Origin of the sequence: Paraglaciecola arctica (genome assembly GCF_018861065.1) — a bacterium.
GTDB classification, from domain to species: Bacteria; Pseudomonadota; Gammaproteobacteria; order Enterobacterales; family Alteromonadaceae; genus Paraglaciecola; species Paraglaciecola arctica_B.
Genome location: NZ_JAHKQO010000036.1, coordinates 284,728 through 307,951, shown reverse-complemented (window position 1 = coordinate 307,951; position 23,224 = coordinate 284,728). Strand labels below are relative to the sequence as shown.

Below are 23,224 nucleotides of genomic sequence, written 5' to 3'. Positions count from 1 at the left end.
TAATCTCCTATCTCCTATCTCCTATCTCCTATTTTCGATTTCGGACTCGTTCGGTCCGGTATCGGACCCATTCCTTATTTTTTTAGAATTGGATTTCTATAAACTACTGAAAAGTATGGGTTTTATAGTTTGGCATAACTCTTGATATGACAGGGATATTGAAGTTAAAAATACTGAGTGTGAATAAAAATGGACGTAGTTAAAACGAAAAAGTCATCTCCCTTTAAAGCGACCAAAGGTAACTTATTGATAGGGTTAACTGCGGTGATTGGTGTGTTGATTTATTTTGTAATCAGCAACAACTCAGCTGTGTCTGTGGATAGAGAAAACCTCATCATTGAGTCTGTTGTGCAAGGAGACTTAGAAGTCATTATAGAAGGTTACGGCACCTTGACTTCAGACAAACAACAACTGATTACCTCTTTCTCAGCCGCCACAGTGAAAGAAATAGTATTAAAGCCCGGTGCTCAAGTGAGTGCCAACAGTGTAATAGTGCGCTTAGAAAACCCAGAGCTTGCATTAGAAGTTGAAAACGCGGCGCAGGAGTTAATTCAAGTAAAGGCAAACCTGCGCCAATTAAAGCTCAACAATCAACGAGAAATTCTTAACGAATCAGCCAATTTAGCTGAAATTACCGCGCGCTTTGATACCGCTTCGCTTAAGCGTGTTGCCGAAGAAAAATTAGTAAAACAGGGCATAGTGTCTCAGCTAACGTTTCAGCAGTCTGCCTTAGACGAAAAACAACTTAAACAACGAATTGCGATTTTAAAACAACGTATCGAGCAGCTGAAATTGGTTCACGATGAATCAGTCAATATTCAGCTTGAACGGGTAAAGCAACAGCAAGGCCGTTTAAGTATCGCCCAGTCTCGTTTAGATAAATTAACGGTAAGAGCGGGATTTGATGGGGTGTTACAACGTTTATCAGTGGAGCTTGGGCAAAGCTTAGCGGCTGGGCAAGAAGTTGCTTTGATTGGTAGCGTCACAGATTTGATTGCACTAATACGTGTGCCCCAAAGCCAAGCTCAGTTAATTACAGTAGGCAAAGCAGCAGTCATCGATACCCGTCGCGACAAAATTGAAGGTGTGGTCAGTCGTATCGACCCGATCGTTGACAACAATACAGTCGAAATCGAAATTGCCTTACCCGCTACCTTGCCCGCTAGCGCTAGGCCACAACTTAGTGTGGATGGGGTTATTATTGCCGACACTTTGCAAAATGTGGTTTACATCAAACGCCCAGCAGGTGCGAAATCAGACAGCAAAACTTCTTTATACCGACTCAATAATCAAGACAACGCCTCGTCGCAAGACATACGATTTGGGGTGCAGGCAGGGCAGTTTATGCAGATCTTGTCAGGGGCTTCAGTCGGTGAACAGTTCATTATTTCAGACTTGTCGAATCTCCAAGGGGCCAGTCAAACCATTAGCATTAATTAAAAAATATTTAACGTTAAAAGTTAAACGCATTAAAAATTAATAACTTACATACAATGAAAGGACAGTAATTATGAGCGATATTAAAATTCAAATGAAAGGCATTTCTAAAATTTTTGAAACAGATGAACTTGAAACCCATGCTTTAAAAAACATCGATATCACTATTAATTCTGGTGATTATGTATCGATTTCAGGCCCTTCGGGTTGTGGTAAGTCCACCTTATTGTCCATCTTAGGCTTGTTGGATATGCCATCAGGCGGCGAATATTACATTGAAGGCACTAACGTAACCGATCTGTCACTTGATCAAGCTGCAGAAATTAGAAATAGCAAAATAGGCTTTATCTTTCAGTCATTTAACTTGATAGATGAGTTGTCAGTATTCGATAACGTAGCGTTGCCACTACGCTATAAAAATAAGGTTCCCAGTGATAAAGATATTGCAGACAGAGTACATGAATGTCTTGAACTAGTGGGCATGAGCCACCGCACAAGTCACAAACCCAATCAACTCTCTGGTGGACAACAACAACGTATCGCTATTGCCAGAGCACTTGTTGCTAACCCTGCGATTTTGCTAGTAGACGAGCCAACGGGTAACTTAGACTCTAAAAGTGGCGATCAAGTCATGGATGTCCTACAAAAGCTTAACGACTGTGGCACTACTATTTGTATGGTGACCCATGATCCGCGTTATGCAGATATGGCCAATATCCAACTTAAATTATTAGACGGCTCAATTTTGACTACACCTGAGTTACAGGAGGCCGTATGAGCCAGTTCATTTACCAGCTAAAACAAGCATGGGTAAGCCTCAAGAAAAAAGTCGGCTTTGTGGCCACAGTAGTAACAACTATGGGGACAACATTAGGCGCATTGCTTTGTGTTTTAACCTTAGGGTACTTATTAATCATTGAGCCTTTGCCTTATCCTGAACAAGACAAGCTCTATAAAGTGATACACGCCATTGGTGACAAAACAGGTGAGACCAATGCGCAATCTTTTACCTATCCTGGCATTATCCATCTTTACAAGAATCAAGATGTGTTTGAAAAGGTAGCATTAATTCAATACGGACAAGATGTACTCACTTCTTTACCTACACAACCCACCTTAAATACCGCCTATGCGACTCCCGAATGGTTTGAACTTTTAGGGGCTAACATGCAGATGGGTCGCACTTTTGAAACTTCAGAAGGGTTAGATACTTTCACTCCTGTTGCAGTGATAAGTTATAAAACTTGGCAACAAGAGTTTGCCTCTGCAGCAGATATGTTAGACAAAAAAGTCTCCTTTAGTGGTGTTAGCTTTCGAGTGATAGGTGTATTGGGTGAAGATTTTATTGAGCCGCAAATTAAAGGTGCCGGTCGTGATGTAGGCATGTGGTTTCCATGGGACTACAACCTAGATGTTCGCATGAAGGAGCGTTGGGGCAACATTAGCGGCGCGTTGACTTTTGTGGGTAAGTTAAAAGACACAGTAACGGCTTCACAGGCAGAGCAGACCCTTACACCACTAGTCAACGATGCTTGGGTAGAAAATGTAGCGTCAATTCCGTTTTTTAATGGATGGTCAGTTCGTGTCGAACTAGAGTCATTCCAAACCGCTATTGTGGGAGACAGTCAAAATACTGTGTATAAATTGCTAGCAGGGGTGATTGGTTTAGTCTTAATTGCTTTTGCCAACATCGCCAATCTGTTTATGTCACGCACCGCCGAGCAGCAAAGACACTTGGCCATTTACGCCGCACTTGGTGCTAAGAAGTCGCATCTATTTCGAGGGCTTTTGGCAGAATCAGGGCTGTTGATGGGGCTGTCTCTGTTACTGGCATTAGTCGTCGCATCCTTAGGTTTTTCGTTGTTGCAATCGAATCTAGCGTCTCAGTTACCGCGCATTAGCGAACTTGGCGTCAGTCATATTACGCTTTTAGCTTCGGTACTTTTAGCTGTTTTCTTCGCTCTGCTGTTTGCGTTTTTAAGCAGTAATATGATCAATTATCGTGCATTAAATTCTATGCTTCAATCTAGTGGTAAGGGCACGGGAATACAGGTTTCTAAGCGTTTTAGACAAGGACTAATAGTCAGTCAGGTCGCCATCGCAACTTTGCTGGTTTTTGCGAATATCACCCTGTTCAAAGAGGCTATGGATTCCATCAACCTAGAGCCCGGTTATAGTGTAGACAACATGCAGCAAATGAGCCTCTCAGTTTCCGCGCCAGAATTTCCCCCTGAAGAGGAAGTCGCGGCAGTGATGACTGAGCTTAAACAAAAACTGTTGCAGATGCCTGAGGTAGAGAGCCTTTCGCAATCAAGCTCGGTTTTGAACGGTTTTGGTTTATGGGCGTTGACAGCCATAGCTTCAGGTGAAAATTTTACGCCAGAAAGTAAGAGGGTGAGTCACAATTATTTTACGCTATTTGGCCAAGAGTTACTTGAAGGCGACTATTTCAGCGAAGCTGACATCAAAGATGGCAATCTAGCGATGATAGTGAATGATGTGTTCGCACAACGCCTTAACCCAACTGGCAGCGCATTGGGTATGCAGATTTCAGGTGGTGGACCGGACAATATTTTCACTATAGTTGGCGTAGTAAAAGGGGTGATTATGCCCGCGCAAACTGAGATGCCAATGCGTGTCTACACACCGTCGAATTCAGGGACGTCACAAATCACCTTAAAATTAAAGCAAGGACAAACCGTCAATCGAGAACAAGTGGCAACTGCCATTGGTGAGGTAAGTAACTTGTATGCACTGTTTAGTTTGGATACTTTAGAAGGCGAAAAGAAGCGTCGCCTGTTTACGCAATACACCACCGCCATCACCACCTCAGTACTTGCCATCATCACCTTGTTTCTGGCGAGTGTCGGTCTGTACGGTATTTTAAGTTATGGTACCCAAATGCGTAGGTTTGAACTGGGCACCCGTATGGCTATTGGGGCCAAACGTAAAGATTTAGTGAATCTAATTGTTAAAGATAATGCCTGGGTCATTGTGCTCGGAGTGGCCTTTAGCATAGTGATATTGCTAGGTGTGTATTTAGCTTACAACGAAGTACTGTCAGCTTATATGAGTGCAGATTTGTTACCTATGTTTGTGTCTACCGTGTTATCTATCACTGTCTTGTCGATATTTGCATGTTATTGGCCTTTACGTCAGTACATTAATCATCCCGCTATACGTTCATTGCGTGGCAGTGATTAAGGGCATAGAGATGAGTCAATCCCTATATTTACTGAAACAAGCCTGGGCTAGTTTAAAAACTACCCCCGGGTTTGTGACAGCGGTCGTGACGACTATTAGCGTGACTTTTGGGGCGTTATTGTGTGTGTTGACTTTAGCGTATTTGTTATTGGTGTCGCCTCTTTCTTACCCTGAAAGTGATAATTTATACACAGTTGAGCATAACCTTGTTGATAACAATGCTGGCATCGACGGCACAGCATTTACTTATCCTAACTTGATGCAACTGTATGCTAAGCAAACTGCTTTTAGTGATTTAGCATTGATGTACTACGATGCCGATGTACTGATTTCGCAGCCTTCTCATCCTACTCTGTCTATTTCATTTGTGACGCCTGAGTGGTTTTTATTATTAGGTGCAGAAATGGCATTAGGTCGAAGTTTTACAGCGACTGAAGCGCTGAATAGTTACAACCTTGTGGCCATATTGAGCTACCAAACGTGGAAAAATGATTTTTCACTGGACTCAGATATTTTGTCTAAGAAGGTGCAATTCGGCGACGTAAGCTATCGAGTTGTAGGAGTGCTGGACGAAAAATTTGTTGAGCCCCAAATCTATGGGGTGGGTTACAAATCCCAAGTGTTTTTACCTTGGGATTATAATTCCATTAGCGCCAGCGAACGTAAAAAGTGGGGTAATGATGACAGTGGTTTGATGACGTTAGGCAGATTAAAACCCGGTAATTCAATAGCGCAAACAGAACAACAACTCACTAGTTTGGTGAGCGATAACTGGCAACAGCAGGTGGCTGGACATCAGTTTTTTAATGGTTGGAGTATTGGTATTAAACTGCACACATTGAAATCCGTCATTTTAGCAAATAGCCAACAAACGGTATATTTGCTGATTGCTGCGGTCATTGGGTTAGTACTAATAGCCACGACTAATATTGCTAACTTGTTTATGTCGCGCACTGTCGAGCGCAGCCGTCAAATTGCTATTCGTGCTGCTATTGGCGCGTCCCGTCGTCAGGTTTTTCATATGTTGTTGGCTGAAGCTGCGTTACTAGTAGGAGTAGCGACCGTTATCGCCATGTATATTGCCTCGTTAGGATTTAAAGGCATGCAGATGTTTCTAAATCAGTATTTACCAAGAATTGACGAGTTGTCGTTGCATTTCAATACTATTGTTTACGCATTGATATTGATTGTGGGGTTTGCATGGTTTTTTGCTTATATCTGCATGAGAATGATTGATTTTCAAAGTTTGAATCAATCCATGCAAACTGGCGGTAAAGGTATCGGCAAACAAGTGTCTAAAAAAGTTCGCCAGGGCTTAGTGTTTGCGCAAATATCCATAGTAACCTTGTTAGTCTTCATCAATATCGTGTTGTTCAGTGAGGCAATGACTACAATCAACCGCCCTTCTGGCTTTGCTACCAAGAATATTTCTTTCCTAGTGCTTTCGTTGCCAAGGGTTGATGAGTCTGAACGCGATGGCTTAGTGGCAAATATGGCTGAAGTTCGCGATAAATTAGCAGCGCTACCTCAGGTAGATAACGTCAGTCAGTCTATGGCACCTATGCCGTTTTTTTCTCTGGCCTTGAGCCGGCTTGGTGGCGATGAGCGCTATTCAATACGAGCCAAAGACGTGGACCACAGCTATTTTCAATTGATAGAACAACCTTTGCTTGCAGGGAATTATTTTAGTGAAGCAGATATCAAAGATAGCAATAACGTGATGATAGTTAATGATGTGTTTGCTAAAGAATTAGCGCCAAACGGCAACGCACTGGGTTTGACCTTTGATAATGGTGCAAAAATAGTGGGGGTAGTTAAAGGTATACTTATTCCTGGAGATACAACAATCGAACCACGTTTTTATTTCCCAGCATCACCCACCAGAAACATGTTCTTAATTAACACCCAAGAAGGCCAAAGTGTCACTCGCGAGCAGGTAGTGCAGGTGTTATCACAAGTGTCGAAAGAGCTAAAACTTTTCAGTTTGTCTACTTTAGAAGGCCGTCGTGTTGAGCGTTTATTTTCACAATACACTACAGCCGTTACCAGCGGAGCTTTAGCTATTTTAACATTTTTGTTAGCGGGTATTGGACTCTATGGGATATTGAGTTACAGCACCCAAATGCGCCGTTTTGAAATAGGTACAAGGTTAGCGATAGGTGCCAAACGCAGTGATGTGATTAAACTCATTATTAAAGACAATAGCTCGATGATCTTGCTGGGAATGTTAAGCGGTGTATTAGTATTGTTGGCGTTGTATTTAGGTTTTAACCAAGTATTAACTGTCTATCTAAGTGAAAATTTAATACTCGCATTTGTACTGACAGTCACACCTATTTTGTTCTTGTCGATTTTTGCTTGTTATTGGCCGTTACGAAGATTCATTAATCAACCGGCGGTTAATTCCCTTCGAGGCAGTGATTAGCAGAAAATTTTAGATATTAGCAAAGACGTTTTTTAGAAAATCTATAAGAAATAATTGGTCATACCAATTATTTCTTATACTAATGCGTTATTTATTTATGCATTTATGAAGTGTTAAGTTTCAGTTTAGTGGTTAGTATAGAGGGACTGCGCGTCCTAACATCATGTTTTGCTTGGTTCGATTAGCCCTGCATCTTTGGACTATGCATCATCGTTTGACGTATAATGTGAAATGGTTAAGCAAGCATTATTAATTAAAATAAACATTGGAATTTTATGAAAACACTATCTGATATTGGCTTGATCGGCCTTGCTGTAATGGGTGAAAACCTTATTTTAAACATGGCAAGTAAAGGCTATACCGTCACGGCATACAATCGCTCAACCGATAAAGTCGAAAACTTTATTAACGGTCGCGCAAAAGGCGAAAGTATTCGTGGTGCTTATTCAGTAGAAGAGTTGGTTCAATCCCTAGCCACACCCCGTAAAATCATGATTATGGTGAAGTCAGGCGCCCCTGTGGACGCCACTATTGAACAACTTTTACCTTTGTTAGACAAAGGCGACATCATCATCGATGGTGGTAATACCCATTTCCCAGATACTATCCGCCGTGAAAAATACTGCGCTGAAAAAGGTATCAACTTTGTGGGTGCAGGTGTGTCTGGTGGTGAAGAGGGTGCCCTTAAAGGTCCTTCAATCATGCCCGGTGGTTCGGCTGAAGCATGGCAGGCAGTGAAGCCTATTTTTCAAGACATCTCAGCTAAAGTTGACGATGGTTCACCCTGTTGTGATTATGTAGGTGAAAACGGTGCCGGTCACTTTGTCAAAATGGTACATAACGGTATCGAATACGGTGATATGCAGCTATTGTGTGAAGCTTACCAAATCATGAAAGAAGTGCTGGGTATGTCTGCAGATGAAATGCATGAAGTATTCAAAGAATGGAACACCACTGAGTTAGATAGTTATTTAGTAGAAATCACCCGCGATATTTTGGCTTATAAAGATGAAGATGGTGGACCGCTAGTTGAAAAAATTCTCGATACTGCAGGCCAAAAAGGCACTGGAAAATGGACAGGTATTGTCGCGCTAGATTTAGGGGTACCTTTAACCCTAATTGCTGAATCGGTATTTGCACGTTGTATCTCTGCACTTAAAGAAGAGCGGGTTGAAGCGTCTAAAGTGATGACTGGTCCAGCAAAAACATTCGATGGTGATAAAGCTGCATTTATTGAAGATTTACGCCAAGCAGTGCTGGCAGCTAAAATTGTTTCTTACGCGCAGGGTTACACTTTAATGCGTGAAGCGGCTAAAGAGTACAACTGGAACTTAAACTACGGCGGCATCGCATTGATGTGGCGTGGTGGTTGTATTATCCGCTCTGCTTTCTTAGGTAAAATTAAAGAAGCCTATGATAAAAATCCTGAGTTAAATAATCTGTTATTAGATGATTACTTCAGAGACACAGTGGTAGGTGCTCAAGATGGCTGGAGACGTGTTGCTGTAAATGCTATTACTAATGGTGTACCAGCACCATGTTTAACCGCCGCCCTTAACTATTTTGACGGCTACCGCACCGCGCGTTTACCGGCTAACTTGTTACAAGCGCAACGTGATTATTTTGGTGCCCATACCTATGAGCGCACAGACAAGCCTAGAGGTGAATTCTTCCATACCAATTGGACTGGCCGAGGCGGAAATACCTCTTCGTCTACCTACAACGCTTAGGTAGTCCTCATAGATAAAAAAAGGCTGTAACTTGTGAAAGAGTTGCGGCCTTTTTATTTTTAATGGGTTGAGCTTATCTAGAAACGATAACCCGCTGTAATAGAATATACAAAAGGGTCAATATCCACATCGACACTGCCAGCAGAGCCGTTTAGATCAAAGTTCGCTTCAGTATCTATATCTATCCATCTAATCGATGCATTGAGCAGCCAGTTTTGATTAAGCATATAGTCAACCCCAACCTGTGCGGCTAAACCTAGCGAGTTGTCTAGTTCAAGCTCGCTAAAACCTGCGTCAGAATTGGCGCTGGTGAATTCTTCGTCAAAAAATACCGTGTAGTTAATACCTGCGCCTACATAGGGTTGCAGCTTGGCGCTGGGATCTGCAAAATAGTAATTGGCACTTATAGTGGGTGGTAAGTGTTTGGTGCTACCCAAGGCACCTACTGTATCTAAACCTATGTCGTGGCTAAAGGGAGTCGCGGCCAAAACTTCAATGGCTAGTCGTGGCTTAAAGAAATAAACAAAATTTAATCCGAGTTGAGTATTGTTATCAACACTCACTCCAATGCCCAAGTCTGTGCCACCAACAACCACGTTGCTACTTGAATCGTCAGGCGCCACGCTAGTCATTCCCACCCGGACTACCCAATCTCCCTTTTCGTAAGCACAAACTGGCGTGATTGTAGCGAGTAGCGCACTAGTTACTGCTAGTGACAAAAGTAATTTTTTCATAGATTTCTCTGCTCTTTTCTCTGTGTGTTTATATTGAATAAACTAATTTTAAATTACGCGAATTGCCCATGACTGATCTAAAACAAGGTTTGTCGTGATTGTGTGTAGGTTTGAGAAACAAATAATTTGCCCAAAGGTGAGTTGGCAGTTTTTTGAACGAAAAATTGATACTTGTGGATTGCCGTGTGATTATGGGTGTTTATTATTTGCACAACTTCCAATTCGCATCAGGATATACAACAGGAAAATAAGGAGCATTTATGTTGGCCAATATTCAAGGGGGGTATATAAATCTGCCAAGTTTTTCCCAGATTAGGCGCTTTGTTGAATGGAATGGTGAAAATTTCGAGTGGGTCCTTGTAGTTGTATTATTGGTGGGATTGATGCTGTCGTCTTGGCATGACAACCGAGTCACTAAAATGGTGGTAGAGCAACCACTGCGTAATGATTTTTTCTTTGTCGATTATTTTGCGATTGATGATAATTCTGACGCAAAGTATCGCTATATCCCGATGCGAGTGATGGAAGTGAAAGAAAATTCGTTAGTATTTAAAGTAGGAAATGTAGGACAAAGTAAAAAGTTGTCACCCTCAAAACATGTGAAGTCTGATAGAGCGATGCATCCGAACTATTATCGTAAAGAATCATTGGAATTGACCCTAAAGCAGATCTCAGAACTATTCGAGTCCCATGCCATTTATGCGGCAGTTAGGCCTAGGAATATTTATATAAATGGCTGGATAGTGATGAAACCCAACGAGCTCTAAAAAACTGAACGTTGGCTTAAAACAAAAAGCGCCGACTCATATTACTACGGTCCGGCGCCTCTGTTTTTTGAGTGGAGCTGTCTTCTGCCTTTATAACTATTAGCTGTTATTTTCGGCAACCAATGTGTTGTCTGTACACTTTGGTTAGTCCCTACCTCTCGAAGACAGATCCCTCATTGCCCGTATAAAGCAGTTATCAGGCCATAATTATTTATATAACTAAAACAAAGGCTTAGGTTTTTTGTGTGTGGAAATATTATCGAGACTGCACGTTTACCGTGAGAAAAAATTCAAAAGTCACCAAAATAGTGCGCTAGACTGTTTGGTCAACAAAACCCTGCCAGGCCCTAAGAAGTAACTTAAAATCTGCTAAACCGCAACCCGATTGAATATGCAAATCGGATAATTCTTGGCTTTCATCATCATCCGTTGTCGACATTTCTTGGATAAGGTTATTATTTAGCACCAGTTCAACTTCGTCTTTATCAAACAGCAAGTGGTACTCTTTGCCGTTATGTTGGTAATCGACCAGTTGTTTGTTTTGTAATTTTTCGACAATGTTAAGCAACAGGTTTATTTGTGAGGTGTCTTGGGCGATATCTTGGCTTAACCAATCGCCAAACGCTTCACATTCGAGTTCACATGTTGCGACGGGGTTGCCTAAAAAATCACGGGAAAATTGGTAGTCCATTTGGTGTCACCACTTATTAAATACTAGCTTGGTATTATAGGTTATTTTAATTGTGCCTTACGCATCACTCCCTTAAATAATCGTATTGAATGACTAGGACGGCTCTTTAAATACCCAACCTGAGCGTTCTAACTCGGTTAAATACACGCGCACATCAAATTCAATTTGATGATAGTCAGGTAACATATGCTGGCATAACTGATAAAAAGCTTTGTTGTGTTGTTTTTCTTTTAGGTGGGCGAGTTCGTGTACCACTATCATGTTCAAAAATGCCTCAGGGGTGTGTTTAAACAATGTGCTGACTCGTAGTTCATTTTTACTTTTTAACTTACCGCCTTGCACTCTCGACACATAACTGTGTAACCCCAATGCATGATTGACTATATGAATTTTACCGTCGTAAATCACCTTGCTGAGTGGCTGGGTCTTTTTCATATATTGGCTTTTTAAGGCTGACGCATAATCTCGTAGATCATTATCGTTGGCTACTTTGTGAGTGTTTGGGTAACGGCCACGCAACCAATTCCCTAGTTTATTATTTTCAATTAAACGACTGATTTCATTCTGCAAATGAACGGGGTAGTGGGCCAAGTAGGGTAAATTTTGCGACATACAACGGACCTTAAAAAAACACTTCCCTATACTAACAGTTTTGCTGGGAAGTCACTTGCCTCGTCTAGCAAATTTTAACTTCAACGCAACGAATCATTTTATAATTTTATTGACATGCGAAATTCCACATATATGATATTTCGTATGTATTAAGTTGGACGTAGCCTAAACTTTGATGAATCCTGTTTCTTTTTATAAATGTCTATCAGATGACACTCGATTGAAGTGTTTGTTATTGATTACCCTTAAAGGTGAGATGTGCGTGTGTGATTTGATTAGTGCATTAAAGTTAAGTCAGCCTAAAGTGTCGCGGCATTTAGCTGAGTTACGTAAGTGTGAGATTTTGGCTGATGACAGGCGCGGAAAATGGGTGTTTTATCAACTTAATCAAGCTTTACCTCAATGGGCTCTAGAGGTGCTTAGGGTGACCACAAAAGATAACTCTGCCTATTTGGAAGAGAGTTTAAAAAATCTAGATTTAGCGAACCAACAAGTTAGTTGTTGTTAACCTCATTAATGAAATGGAATGTGTCTACATGAAAATTTTATACATCTGTACCCATAATCGTTGTCGCAGTATTTTGTCGGAAGCTATTACTAATCATTTTTCTGACGGCAAACTCATCGCAAAAAGTGCTGGCAGTCAACCTGCTGGTGAGGTGCATCCTTTGTCGATTAAATATTTACAAGAAGCGGGGATTGCAACTGATGGTTTGCGTAGCCAGTCTTGGGATGATTTTGAAGCATTCGACGCGGATTTAGTGGTAACTGTTTGTGATTCAGCTGCCGGCGAAAGTTGCCCTTTGTGGTTTGGTAAGAGTTTAAAAGTACATTGGGGTTTAGCAGATCCCTCTAAGTTGCAAGGAACGGAGGAACAACTTGCCGAAGCCTTTAGAGGCACAATTGAGCAGATAAAACAAAGAGTGCAACAGTTGGTCAATCTTGATGTTGATGTAACAGACAAAGACGCATTTAAAGCCGCGCTTGCAGAATTAGGAGCCGCATAATGCCGAAACTTGATGCAACTATGCCTAACCTAGATGTGACACAATTTAATGTGCCCCATAACCAAAGTTTTGCGAAGGCCAGTTCACAGCATAAACCTAAAATACTGTTACTTTATGGCTCACTTCGGGCGCGTTCATTTAGTCGCTTAGTGATAGAAGAATCGGCTCGTTTATTAAATGCCATGGGAGCAGAGACCCGAATTTTTGATCCAACGGGATTACCTTTGCCAGATGGCGATGACGCAAGCCATGTCAAAGTGGTGGAATTGCGAGAGTTAATGATGTGGTCCGAAGGCCAAGTCTGGTGCTCTCCTGAGCGTCACGGTGCCATGACTGGCATCCTTAAAAGTCAAATTGATTGGGTGCCACTTAGTATAGGTGCAGTACGCCCCACTCAAGGCAAAACCTTAGCGGTAATGCAGGTTTCCGGAGGCTCACAGTCGTTTAATGCCGTGAATCAGATGCGAGTGTTAGGGCGATGGATGCGAATGTTGACTATTCCTAACCAATCGTCAGTTGCCAAAGCATTTATGGAATTTGATGACAATGACCGCATGAAACCCTCGCCTTACTACAACCGCATAGTGGATGTTTTAGAAGAGTTGATGAAGTTCACGCTATTAACTCGAGACAACAGTGATTACTTAGTTGACCGTTATTCAGAGCGAGTAGAAACCGCTGAGCAAGTTTCTGCGCGCGTTAATCAGCGTTCAATCTAAAGGAGTTAAGAGATGGGATTATTTGAACGTTATTTATCTGTATGGGTCGGCATCAGCATTGTAGCCGGTGTCATCCTAGGAATACTTATTCCTGGTACTTTCGCTTCGGTAGCGGGTCTGGAATATGCCCACGTAAATATAGTGGTGGCAGTACTCATCTGGTTAATGGTTTACCCGATGATGATCCAAATAGACTTTTCATCCATTAAAGATGTGGGTAAAAAACCTAAAGGCCTAGCATTAACATTGGCGATTAATTGGTTGATAAAACCTTTTACTATGGCTGCGTTAGGTTGGCTGTTTTTTAAAGGCTTTTTTGCTGACTGGGTCGATCCGCAATCGGCAAACGAATATATAGCCGGTATGATTTTGTTGGGTGTTGCGCCTTGTACTGCTATGGTTTTTGTTTGGAGTCAAATGACCAAAGGCGACGCCAATTATACCTTGGTTCAAGTGTCGATTAACGACATAATTATGATCTTTGCTTTTGCTCCTATCACCGCTTTGTTGTTAGGTGTGAGTGATATTCAAGTGCCTTGGAATACCTTGCTTATATCTGTAGTGCTATACGTTTTATTGCCTTTAGTGGCTGGGGCGTTGACTCGCTCACTGTTAGATAAAAAGGTTGATGGACATCACGATCAACAAAATATTGATAGTTTTGTTGGCAAACTTAAACCTTGGTCGATTGTGGGGTTACTAGGAACAGTAGTACTGCTGTTCGGGTTTCAAGCACAAACTATTTTAGATAAACCACAAGCGATTTTGTTGATTGCGATACCATTAATTATTCAAACCTATGGTATTTTTGCCATCGCTTACTTCATCGCTAAGCGCCTTAAACTACCTCACAATGTAGCAGGGCCTGCCAGTATGATTGGTACCTCTAACTTTTTTGAATTAGCGGTAGCTGTAGCAATATCGCTGTTTGGGTTACATTCAGGTGCCGCCTTAGCCACTGTGGTTGGTGTATTGGTAGAAGTGCCAGTGATGTTGTCATTGGTATATTTTGTTAATAGAACTCAGCATTGGTTTGATTAGAGGTTATCAAAAACTTAAAAAGGATAGAAAATAACAGAAAAGTAGGAGATTGTTTGCATTCGTCAACTGGGCTGTCAGAATACGCGGTGTTAGAGGTTACTATAAGTTTTTGGGAATAGTTTAGTAATGAAAATCGCTGTATTGGTTTTATTAGCAGGTATTGGTGTAACGACTATTAATACGGCAACAGCAGCCGAACCTGTTGATCACAACGCTTTTGACGAATGTGTATTAGTTGCCCTTAAACAAGCAGCGCCTGAGCAAACTGTGGCTGAGTTACGACAAAGTTGTGAAAAAACATCACCTACGTTGCTTAAACACCGTGTCGATTTAGAAAAGCAAGCCTCGAAAAACCGATTTGCAATAGTACCCCACAAACCTAATTTTGTGTTGCCCGCGAGTATCACTAGTATCAACCAAGAACCTTATGTTGATACTCCAGTCGATTCTCAACTGGATGACGTTGAAGTTAAGTTTCAAGTTTCGTTGAAATATTTAGCGGTGCAAGACTTGGTATTTAAAGATCTTGATTTAGCGGTTGCTTTCACCACCACTAGCTGGTGGCAAGCCTACAATAGTGAGATTTCAGCGCCTTTTCGAGAAACAAATTACGAACCAGAATTAATATTTAATTATCATCATTCTTGGTCATTGTTAGGCTTACCTATCGAGCAAACTTCATTGTCATTTAACCACCAGTCAAATGGACAAACCGGGCTGTTGTCGAGAAGTTGGAATAGAATTATTTTATCCTTTGCCTTTGCACCTGCAGACAATGTGTTATGGGGATTTAGAACTTGGTACCGGTTACCCGAAGATGAAAAAGTCGACCCTCTCGACCCTTCAGGTGACGACAATCCTGATATCGAAAAGTACATGGGGTACGGTGAATTAGGCGGTTTGTGGCGTATTTCAGAAAATAACTCGCTAGAATTTATGTTTCGCAACAACCTACGTTCAGATAAGAACAGAGGGGCGATCCAATTAGGTTGGTCGTTCCCGATTAATGGCCGCCTTCAAGGGTATGTTGAATATTTTAACGGCTATGGAGAAAGCCTAATTTATTACAACCGTCATTCCCAACGGTTAGGTATTGGATTTAAGTTAACAAATTGGTTTTAGCACATCTCTGACTTTTTCAAAAAATTGGGTTGTGTTGCGGCCACTTTCTTTCGCTTGATAAAGGGCAATATCTGCTTGTCTCGTTAGTTCATGAAGGGTTTTATTTCCATCGCTCAAAGTAATGCCTATGCTAACTGTTATAGGGGAGTTAGCAATTTCTACTTGTGATACTAATTTGTGCAAGCGCTCAGCAAATAAATTTGCCTCTTCAATACCAGTGTCAGGCAATAACATAATAAATTCTTCACCACCAAAACGTGCAATTAAGTCCGTTTCACGACCAAAGGTTTGCAGCCAGTGACCTAACTCTTCCAATATTCGGTCTCCTTCTAAATGCCCATATGAATCGTTAATATTCTTAAAATGGTCGATATCTATCATTAATAACGCGATTGTATGGCTATATCGTTTTGCTTGATTGATAAGTTCAGGGGCGCGTAGATTCATTTCTCGGCGATTCATAAGCCCAGTTAACTCATCAGTAGATGACTTGGATTGCAGTATTTTAGCTTGTTGTTCTAACTTAGTTCGGGTGTCTAACAATTCTTCATATAATTTATCGCGCTTAGAAGCGTTGAAAAAACTCCAATAAATATATCCTCTCTCGTCCATTCTAGCGTTGACTATAATGGGTAAACGTTTTGATTTACCGTCCAACATAGTTAACTGGATTTCTTCACATTTTTTTTCATGCAATAGCAAAGGCATTAAATAACTCTCGTAAAATATTTTCGACGAGTGGGTAAATAAGTCTTCCGAATTTTTTCCAATTAACGAATCAAGGTTCCAGCTTAATTCATCAGAAAAATACTCATTAGCGTAAATTATGATACGTTTTTCATTTGTTATTAACGCGCCAAATTGGAATTCATCAGGCGTTAAAAACTCTAACTCCGAACTAACTAGTTTGCTGTGCAAGGTATTCACTTAAGCATTGGTTGACTGTGTCAGGATGAGTCATATGTAAACAATGCCCTTTTGCTTCTATTAGCTTTAATTTTGCATCCGGCAATTGTTTAACCATAAAATCGCCAATAGCTATCGAAGCTAATGCATCTTGGCTACTTTGAAAAATTAGCACAGGGTGTTTTGCGTCTTTTAATAGGTGGCGATAATCAGAGAAAAAAGTGGCTCTAGCAAATGTTTTTGCAACCACAGGGTCAGTAGAGCAAAAGCTTCCAGACAACTCTGCAACAAGTTCTTCAGAGTTGTTAGCGCCCATAACTAAAGGAGCTAGATAGTTGGCCCATCCAATATAATTCTTATCCATTAAATCAATAAGTTCTTCTAAATCTGCTTGTTCAAATCCTCCGATATAATCGGGTTCAAAATTTAAGAAACAAGGAGAAGGGCAAATCATTGTTAACTGGCTGAAAAGCTCTGGCTGTTTTATTGACGCAATAAGGCCAATCATGCTGCTAACTGAATGACCGATAAAAACAACATCCTGTAAATCTAATGCTTGGCAGATATCCAGAACGTCTTGCGCGTAACCTTCCAGTGAACTGTAACGAGTTTGGTCGTAATGGGAAATATCCGAATTACCCGAACCTACATAGTCAAACAAAACCACTTTATAGTGAGGAACAAGAGCCGGTAACATCAAGCGCCACATATTCTGATCACAGCCAAAACCATGGGCTAATAGTAAAGTTTTGTCGCCTGAACCTTCGATTGTGACATGGTTTCTCTTAATCACTTCATCAGCAAATGGCATTGACTTTCCTCCGGTTAACGCACCGCGCGTTGACATATTTACGCAAATTATTGATAAATCATCTGCTCTCTAGTGTGTATCATAGTTGCTAGTACTTTGTTTTGAATAGGATGTGGGATTTCGGCCTTAGTCATTGCATTGATAAACAAGTCTACGCCATGATTATAGCTAGACTCGCTGATATTCATACCTGCATGTACTTGTTCCATAGAATCACCGGTATACTGGCATGGCCCACCTGTAAGTAAACAGAGGTGTTCGATAAGTTTTTCTCTAAAACGATTGATATCGGAATCTTTGAAAAACTCGAACAGAACCGGGTCAAATTCAATTTCATAAATAAAATTATCAACTATTTCTTCGATTTTGGCTTGTCCGCCCAATTGTTGATAAGTGTTGCCGTTTTGCGTGGCGCAGCTACTTAACAATAAACACACTGTAAATAGTAAAATTAAGGTTTTCATAGGGTTACCAAAGTTGTCCGTTTAGCGACAGGTACAATCCTTTTTGATCCTTTGCGCCGGCAATACTGCCGAGTTCAGCCCAGGCGAGGGTAACGCTTAAATTTTTGCTGGGAATATAACTAATAAATAGGTCAAACCAATCTTCTTCACCTAGCCCTAAATTATCAGGTTTTTGGCGATATTCTGCACCAACAGCGAGATGTCGACTCAATAACACAGCAACTGAAGCTTCTGCCATAATTTGGTAGCTATCATTTTTAATTCCACCAAAACCAAGCAATCCTAGTTGATTAGCCTTGGTTGCTCTAGCCGTTACACTCCACAGGGCGTTAAAGCCAGCAATAGCTCCTAAATGTACTTTGGTCGCCGCTAAGTACAGATCGGTTCCACTAGAGTCATCTGTTGCTCCTACTGCACTCGCAATGCTGCCGTCATCTAATGTTTTGTGTTGTATACCTAGACTAAGTTGTGGCCAAGTTGAGTACACCACGTCACCATAGATTCGGTACTTAGCAGCGTAGATATTTTGTTTAATATCACCCCCTAGGGTTTTTAAATCAAAACGCTGTTGGGCTAGACTTATTTCGACTCTATCGTAAAAAGAAGCACTGACGCCCAATACGTTTAAACGATAGTCATCTAGATTAACTTGAGTGCCAAAAGCGTTCACCGATATTTGATCTCTAGAATCATAACCTGCCAATGTGGCCCAAGCCACAATACCGCCACCACCGCTACCTTCAAGTTGATTTAGCCCTGCGGTGCCTATTAATTTGCCGTCACTCGCCTTGGCAATAGGCGAAAGTAAACCTAGAAAAATGATTAAGGATTTGCTCCAACACAAGCACCATTTGTTTGTTTTTGCTATAGCCATTTTGTAGTTAGATTATCCTTGTACCATGAGATGAGCTTATCTGCAGATGTTGGCTTACAAATATAATAACCTTGGGCTAACTCGCAGCCCCATTGGGCTAGAAGTGTTAAGGCTTGAATGTTTTCTATGCCTTCTGCCACTACATTCATATCAAAACTATGAGCAAGGCTGATGACAGTTTTAACAATTTTTTGGTCACCTTGGTTTTCATGTAAATTAAGCACAAAGCTCTTGTCTACTTTTAAGGTATTAACAGGTAAATTTTGTAAGTAGGCCATGGATGAATATCCGGTACCAAAGTCATCGATGGCTATTTCAAATCCATTATCTCGAAATGCTTGTAGATGGGTGATGGCTTTGTTGTGGTCTTTCACTAAGTCACCCTCGGTTATTTCAAATGATAAACATTGGGTGTTGAGGTTATTTGCCTTAAGTAATTCTAGAACCCTAGGTAATAGTGTGGGATTCATAATATCTTTTGCTGAAAGATTAATTGCTATCGACACATCTACTTCGGCATCTCGGAATATCGCTGCATCTTTGATTGCACGATTGATGACCCAGTGGGTAATGGCTTCAATAAACCCGGCTTGTTCGGCCACAGCGATAAAGTCTTCAGGTGAGACAAAACCCAAGCTGGTATTGGTCCAGCGTATCAAGGCTTCAACATGAGTGACTTTGCCCTCTTGTATGTCGAGTTTGGGTTGATAGTTAAGACTTAATTCTTCTTGGCGGTGATCTAGGGTGTTTTTTAATTCGGTAATAATAGACAAGCGCCGCGAATAGCGTTCTTCTAGTCTAGAATCAAAAGCCAATACAAACCGGCGAGTGATTTGTGCTTCATCCAATACTATATTGAGCCGCTTAAACACTTGTTCTGCATTGTTGGCATCTTTAGGACAATATATTAAGCCAAGAGCAACCTTTATATTGATTATTACATCGATGGCATTGATTGGTGCTTCCAATGTTGACTTTATTGATTCAATCGATTCTTGAGATGGTTGTTGTGAGGGTATCCACAATAGTTCACCACCAGTTAGTCTTGCGGCAATACCATCAAATTTTGAGAGGCGTTGTGCGAGTTCCTCAAGACAACGATCTCCATTGTGATAACCAAATACATCGTTAATGCCCCGAAAGCCAAAAATGTTAATGCCAATGGCAACAAAATTGTCGTTGTCATTAAACTTTTGTTCTAGCAAGGTTTCGACATGCTGCCGGTTATATAGCGAAGTTAAAACATCGTGTCTTGCTTGAAATATTATTTTTTCTTCACGGGTTTGCACGTTACTTTGCATTTTGCTGAAGGCTTTAGACAATAAACTGACTTCTGTAGTTTTAGTTTCTACTACTGCATCTTTAGTGTAATCACCCACAGCTATTCGTTTGGCAATATCGGCCAGTACCACTAAAGGTTTGGATATTCTTCGTGAAAATAACGCTGCTAAAAACGTCGCTAGCAAAATAACGATTATGCCTAATGCAGTAATACTAAATTGCAGTGAATTAAAGTCCGCAAATAACAACTGTGCGTCTTCAGATAAGGTAATGATTGTTTGGTGCTCGAGGGCATCGCTTAAAGTAAATTGTTGAGAAACGTAGGGTGTGTCCTGAGTTATGGTAATAGACAACCAGGATGGGCGCTCATTGATTTGTGCTAAGGCCTGTTCTACCAAAGGTGCCGGTAAAGTACTAATTTTAAATATTTCGTTTTGCCGGCTATATACTTGTAAGGTTGTTTCGAGTTTAGTTATATCTTTCAACTGGGCTAAAATCGGGTCGCCTAGCTTGAAGCCAACTAACGCAATGGCAATTGGTGTTGGTGCGTCTACAGTTAACATGATGACTTGGTAAAGTTGTTTGTTCAGCATCATCAGCGAGGTGTAGCCGCCATTTTTAATCACACTTTCTATAGCTTGTGGATAAGGAAATTCTTGATCCATTTTTAATGCTGCTGGCACACTGGTGATGGAACTGCCAGTTAAGGATACAAGCGCCATTAGATCGGCATTAATGCGTTGCCCATGATTAAATAAGGCGCTATCGATTGTGCCTTTATCTGAGGATGCAACTGCTTGTTTAAAACCAAAGTCAGCGGTGAGCACCGAGGCTGAAATATAAAGCAAATCTTCGCGACTTTGTAATACCCGCTGTAATACGTTTTCGGCAATCGATAAGTCTCGCTCTAACTTTTCTCGAGTTTGTTCATCGGTGGCTATCCAAACATTGATAAAGGTTGTGAGCGCCGTGAGTATCACTAAGCCTGCAACTAGCCTGAAAATACTCTGATTAAGTGGAGTTTGGGTCAATTAGTTATTTCCTCTGTCAAATTTCTTCGATTTAAAGGTACGTTGAGTGGGAATGACTGTCTCTTCAAGCAAATTCAAAACAATAGGAAAGGCGGCTTCACTCGATGTTTCAGGAAGTTGAAAGTCTTTTCTGAGAATTTTATTGGTAGATAAATTGGGGTGCCATAACTTCAATTTTAATCCGTTTTCGGGGACTTCCGCTACACCATCTTCATTAGTCACAACGGTTTGCTCATTATCGGCGACATAAATGTAGCCTACCATCTGATCATGTATATTACAGCCAAGCACCACTATGCCCGCTTGATCAAAAACCAGCTCTTTAGTATCGCCTCCTTTGAACATTCTAAATTCAAAAGGCTTAGGCTTAGAAAAACTATAAAGATGGTGGCGAATGTTGTCGCTATTTGGAAAAGAAACCCTCTGATTTTTTTGGACTACTAACAGGCGAGGTGCAAATTGTTTATCGATTTGATCCATTACCAAAAGTTTTGCATTATCAGTTTGAGTTGACTCAGTTGTAGCAAAACTCACCACTACATTTTCAATAGGCTTGTTAAATTGGTCTGTAATATGAAGGGTTTTTGCCATAGTAACCGGACCGAATAGGGTTACGACAATAAAAGTACAACAAAATAAAGTGTTTATCGTCTTTAGCAATACAAGGCCAAATTTTCTAGTCGTCATACTGCTCAACTCTTGTAGTTGTCTAAATAAAATAAACTAAATGTGTTAACACTGGTAACTTAGCAGAAAATGGCAAGCCATTCTTTAACTATTGAATACAAATGTTTAGCGACAGATTAGCTTGTCTAAATGGCTATTCTAATACCATATAAATCGTAGTTGTCCGGTCGAAATTTCAATCTTGTCAGCTTTACGTTTAGGAACAAACGCGTTTAATTCTGTAAGGTTAAATAACTCAATATCTTTGAAGTCGTTAATTAGACTTTGTTTGATTGCTTTTACAGTGGGTTGGGAGTCAACGTAAGAATCTTGTTCGACTATAAAACTGTCCAATAGCAGGTCTTCAAATAAGTATGACTCTAAAAACTGATCAAATTCCATTGTTCCAATAAACACCAATTTCGCAGAAAACTCTTGTTTATTGTTATTAGCTGACACCAGCATTTGTAATTTAATTGATTGATCTAGAGTATCTATGAGTATTTGCGCGTCAGAGAAAGTGGCTTGGATACCTTGGAATGATTTTTTAATGGGAAATTGCAACGCCAGATTACGGTTGATCTTTTTGGCTTTTACAATTTCAAATGACTTTTCCACTTGGGAATAGGCTGCAGAGCTGCTGAGAATAAACAGGCTCAGAACTAAAACAAGATGTTTCATCACCGGTTTTGCTCCTAATAAAATGTTTAAAACCACTTTTTCCATAACATACCTACTAGCAATGCTACGGCCAATATAACCATAGTTGCGGTTAAATATACAAAAGCTTTAGGCTCTTGTGTTCCTGGTAAACCAGCCACATTCATTCCAAATATACCTGTTAGAAAGGATAAAGGTAAAAATATTGCCGTAACTAACGATAACACATACATGCGCATACCTTGCTGTTCAGCAATGCGATTCCGTAATTCATCTTGCAATACCATAGCCCGCTCTTTAGCCAGATCTAGGTCTTCAACGTAGCGAGTCATGCGGTCAGTTTGATCTCGCAATTCAAATGCTTGCTGTTGATTCAAGGATTTATTGAAGCGATACATGGCATCAAGTGCATCTCGTTGCGGCGCTAAATAACGGCGAATAGCTGCGGCTTGGCGGCGGATCATCGACAGTTTTATTCTATCTCGTTTGGCAGATTTATCTAACGCCTCGAATTCAGTGAGATCTTCATCTAACACATCCACAGTCTCGCTGATCCTGTCGGCAATCTTGGTAATAATTCTTAGTGCTAAGTCCAATGGCGACTCGGGAATATGGCCCTTTTCAAGTTCTTCTTTAGCATCTTGTACTGATAGTAGTTGCCGGTCTTTACGTCTAGCAGAAATCAATATGTTTTCTCCAATCCATAAGCGTAACGACACCATATCTTCAGGGTCTGCATCAGGATTGCGGTTAATTCCTCGTAAGTACAGCAACATTCCGTCACCTAACTGTATCGCTTTAGGGCGAGTTTCAGCGGTGCAAAGTGCATCTATTATTTCGTTTGGTAACCCTAAGCCCTGTAAACATTGTTTCGAGTCTTTAGTATCAGATTGAATATGAAACCAATCAAAACCTAAAGAAGAGGCTTCATCAGTGGTATGTTCAACGGCTGTGGATAGGGTGGAGTGGGGCTTACCAATGTTATTGATTGCCCACAACATAGCCTGAGTTTTTGGATGGGTATTGGACATTTAGTTGTCTA

General features: G+C 40.8%; 22 protein-coding genes. 11 read left to right on the top strand and 11 right to left on the bottom strand.

Annotated elements, in window-relative coordinates:
* Nucleotides 1-189 precede the first annotated feature (189 nt).
* The 5 genes from KO534_RS14640 to gnd all read left to right on the top strand — a co-directional run bounded on the left by KO534_RS14640 (nucleotide 190) and on the right by gnd (nucleotide 8,796).
* A complete protein-coding gene (locus KO534_RS14640; RefSeq protein ID WP_215930409.1) occupies nucleotides 190-1,440 on the top strand; it encodes an efflux RND transporter periplasmic adaptor subunit in 1,251 nt (416 codons plus the stop codon).
* Nucleotides 1,441-1,510: 70 nt separating this feature from the next.
* Nucleotides 1,511-2,215, top strand: a complete 705-nt coding sequence (locus KO534_RS14635) for an ABC transporter ATP-binding protein (RefSeq protein ID WP_215930408.1) — start codon at nucleotides 1,511-1,513, stop codon at nucleotides 2,213-2,215.
* Entirely contained in the window at nucleotides 2,212-4,641 is a 2,430-nt protein-coding gene (locus KO534_RS14630; RefSeq protein ID WP_215930407.1) for an ABC transporter permease, read from the top strand. Before KO534_RS14635 ends, KO534_RS14630 begins: the two co-directional genes overlap by 4 nt.
* 10 nt (nucleotides 4,642-4,651) lie before the next feature.
* Nucleotides 4,652-7,066: an ABC transporter permease gene (locus KO534_RS14625; RefSeq protein ID WP_215930406.1), complete on the top strand. Its 2,415-nt coding sequence runs from the start codon at nucleotides 4,652-4,654 to the stop codon at nucleotides 7,064-7,066.
* 275 nt (nucleotides 7,067-7,341) lie between these two features.
* Nucleotides 7,342-8,796: a decarboxylating NADP(+)-dependent phosphogluconate dehydrogenase gene (gene gnd, locus KO534_RS14620; RefSeq protein ID WP_215930405.1), complete on the top strand. Its 1,455-nt coding sequence runs from the start codon at nucleotides 7,342-7,344 to the stop codon at nucleotides 8,794-8,796.
* Nucleotides 8,797-8,873: 77 nt separating this feature from the next.
* Here the strand turns inward: gnd and KO534_RS14615 are convergent, their stop codons facing one another.
* Nucleotides 8,874-9,530, bottom strand: coding sequence for an OmpW family outer membrane protein (locus tag KO534_RS14615; RefSeq protein ID WP_215930404.1), 657 nt, complete (start codon nucleotides 9,528-9,530; stop codon nucleotides 8,874-8,876).
* A 260-nt stretch (nucleotides 9,531-9,790) separates the two neighbouring features.
* Between KO534_RS14615 and KO534_RS14610 the strand changes: the two genes are divergently transcribed.
* Nucleotides 9,791-10,297 carry a hypothetical protein gene (locus KO534_RS14610; protein ID WP_215930403.1) on the top strand — a complete coding sequence of 169 codons (507 nt, stop codon included), beginning with the start codon at nucleotides 9,791-9,793 and terminating at the stop codon, nucleotides 10,295-10,297.
* A 313-nt stretch (nucleotides 10,298-10,610) separates the two neighbouring features.
* On the opposite strand, the gene KO534_RS14605 is transcribed toward KO534_RS14610, so the two are convergent.
* Nucleotides 10,611-10,988: a YacL family protein gene (locus tag KO534_RS14605; RefSeq protein ID WP_215930402.1), complete on the bottom strand. Its 378-nt coding sequence runs from the start codon at nucleotides 10,986-10,988 to the stop codon at nucleotides 10,611-10,613.
* Nucleotides 10,989-11,081: 93 nt separating this feature from the next.
* Nucleotides 11,082-11,600, bottom strand: coding sequence for a YgjP-like metallopeptidase domain-containing protein (locus KO534_RS14600; RefSeq protein WP_215930401.1), 519 nt, complete (start codon nucleotides 11,598-11,600; stop codon nucleotides 11,082-11,084).
* Nucleotides 11,601-11,775: 175 nt separating this feature from the next.
* Between KO534_RS14600 and KO534_RS14595 the strand changes: the two genes are divergently transcribed.
* From KO534_RS14595 to KO534_RS14575, 5 genes are all read left to right on the top strand, one after another.
* Nucleotides 11,776-12,108 carry a metalloregulator ArsR/SmtB family transcription factor gene (locus KO534_RS14595; RefSeq protein WP_215931189.1) on the top strand — a complete coding sequence of 111 codons (333 nt, stop codon included), beginning with the start codon at nucleotides 11,776-11,778 and terminating at the stop codon, nucleotides 12,106-12,108.
* A gap of 28 nt (nucleotides 12,109-12,136) precedes the next feature.
* Nucleotides 12,137-12,607: an arsenate reductase ArsC gene (locus KO534_RS14590; RefSeq protein ID WP_215930400.1), complete on the top strand. Its 471-nt coding sequence runs from the start codon at nucleotides 12,137-12,139 to the stop codon at nucleotides 12,605-12,607.
* Nucleotides 12,608-12,627: 20 nt separating this feature from the next.
* Complete coding sequence (gene arsH, locus KO534_RS14585) at nucleotides 12,628-13,326, top strand: arsenical resistance protein ArsH (RefSeq protein WP_252732204.1); 699 nt, start codon at nucleotides 12,628-12,630, stop codon at nucleotides 13,324-13,326.
* Nucleotides 13,327-13,338: 12 nt separating this feature from the next.
* Nucleotides 13,339-14,367 carry an ACR3 family arsenite efflux transporter gene (arsB, locus tag KO534_RS14580; protein WP_215930398.1) on the top strand — a complete coding sequence of 343 codons (1,029 nt, stop codon included), beginning with the start codon at nucleotides 13,339-13,341 and terminating at the stop codon, nucleotides 14,365-14,367.
* A 126-nt stretch (nucleotides 14,368-14,493) separates the two neighbouring features.
* Nucleotides 14,494-15,489, top strand: a complete 996-nt coding sequence (locus KO534_RS14575) for a phospholipase A (RefSeq protein WP_215930397.1) — start codon at nucleotides 14,494-14,496, stop codon at nucleotides 15,487-15,489.
* Here KO534_RS14575 and KO534_RS14570 read toward each other — a convergent pair.
* From KO534_RS14570 to KO534_RS14535, 8 genes are all read right to left on the bottom strand, one after another.
* Nucleotides 15,472-16,407 carry a sensor domain-containing diguanylate cyclase gene (locus tag KO534_RS14570; RefSeq protein WP_215930396.1) on the bottom strand — a complete coding sequence of 312 codons (936 nt, stop codon included), beginning with the start codon at nucleotides 16,405-16,407 and terminating at the stop codon, nucleotides 15,472-15,474. The two genes, KO534_RS14575 and KO534_RS14570, sit on opposite strands and share 18 nt — an antisense overlap.
* On the bottom strand, nucleotides 16,388-17,206 hold the full coding sequence (locus KO534_RS14565) for an alpha/beta fold hydrolase (protein WP_215930395.1): 819 nt from the start codon (nucleotides 17,204-17,206) through the stop codon (nucleotides 16,388-16,390). The genes KO534_RS14570 and KO534_RS14565 overlap by 20 nt, the downstream gene beginning before the upstream one ends.
* A gap of 47 nt (nucleotides 17,207-17,253) precedes the next feature.
* Complete coding sequence (locus tag KO534_RS14560; RefSeq protein WP_215930394.1) at nucleotides 17,254-17,670, bottom strand: group I truncated hemoglobin; 417 nt, start codon at nucleotides 17,668-17,670, stop codon at nucleotides 17,254-17,256.
* A 4-nt stretch (nucleotides 17,671-17,674) separates the two neighbouring features.
* Entirely contained in the window at nucleotides 17,675-18,544 is an 870-nt protein-coding gene (locus KO534_RS14555) for a DUF3034 family protein (protein WP_215930393.1), read from the bottom strand.
* Nucleotides 18,535-20,856 carry a GGDEF domain-containing phosphodiesterase gene (locus KO534_RS14550; RefSeq protein WP_215930392.1) on the bottom strand — a complete coding sequence of 774 codons (2,322 nt, stop codon included), beginning with the start codon at nucleotides 20,854-20,856 and terminating at the stop codon, nucleotides 18,535-18,537. The genes KO534_RS14555 and KO534_RS14550 overlap by 10 nt, the downstream gene beginning before the upstream one ends.
* Complete coding sequence (locus tag KO534_RS14545; protein ID WP_252732160.1) at nucleotides 20,857-21,447, bottom strand: methylamine utilization protein; 591 nt, start codon at nucleotides 21,445-21,447, stop codon at nucleotides 20,857-20,859.
* Between the two features lie 234 nt (nucleotides 21,448-21,681).
* Nucleotides 21,682-22,203 (bottom strand): hypothetical protein, encoded by a 522-nt coding sequence (locus tag KO534_RS14540; protein ID WP_252732159.1) that lies wholly within the window; start codon nucleotides 22,201-22,203, stop codon nucleotides 21,682-21,684.
* A gap of 26 nt (nucleotides 22,204-22,229) precedes the next feature.
* On the bottom strand, nucleotides 22,230-23,213 hold the full coding sequence (locus KO534_RS14535) for a zinc transporter ZntB (protein ID WP_215930389.1): 984 nt from the start codon (nucleotides 23,211-23,213) through the stop codon (nucleotides 22,230-22,232).
* Between the last annotated feature and the right edge of the window lie 11 nt (nucleotides 23,214-23,224).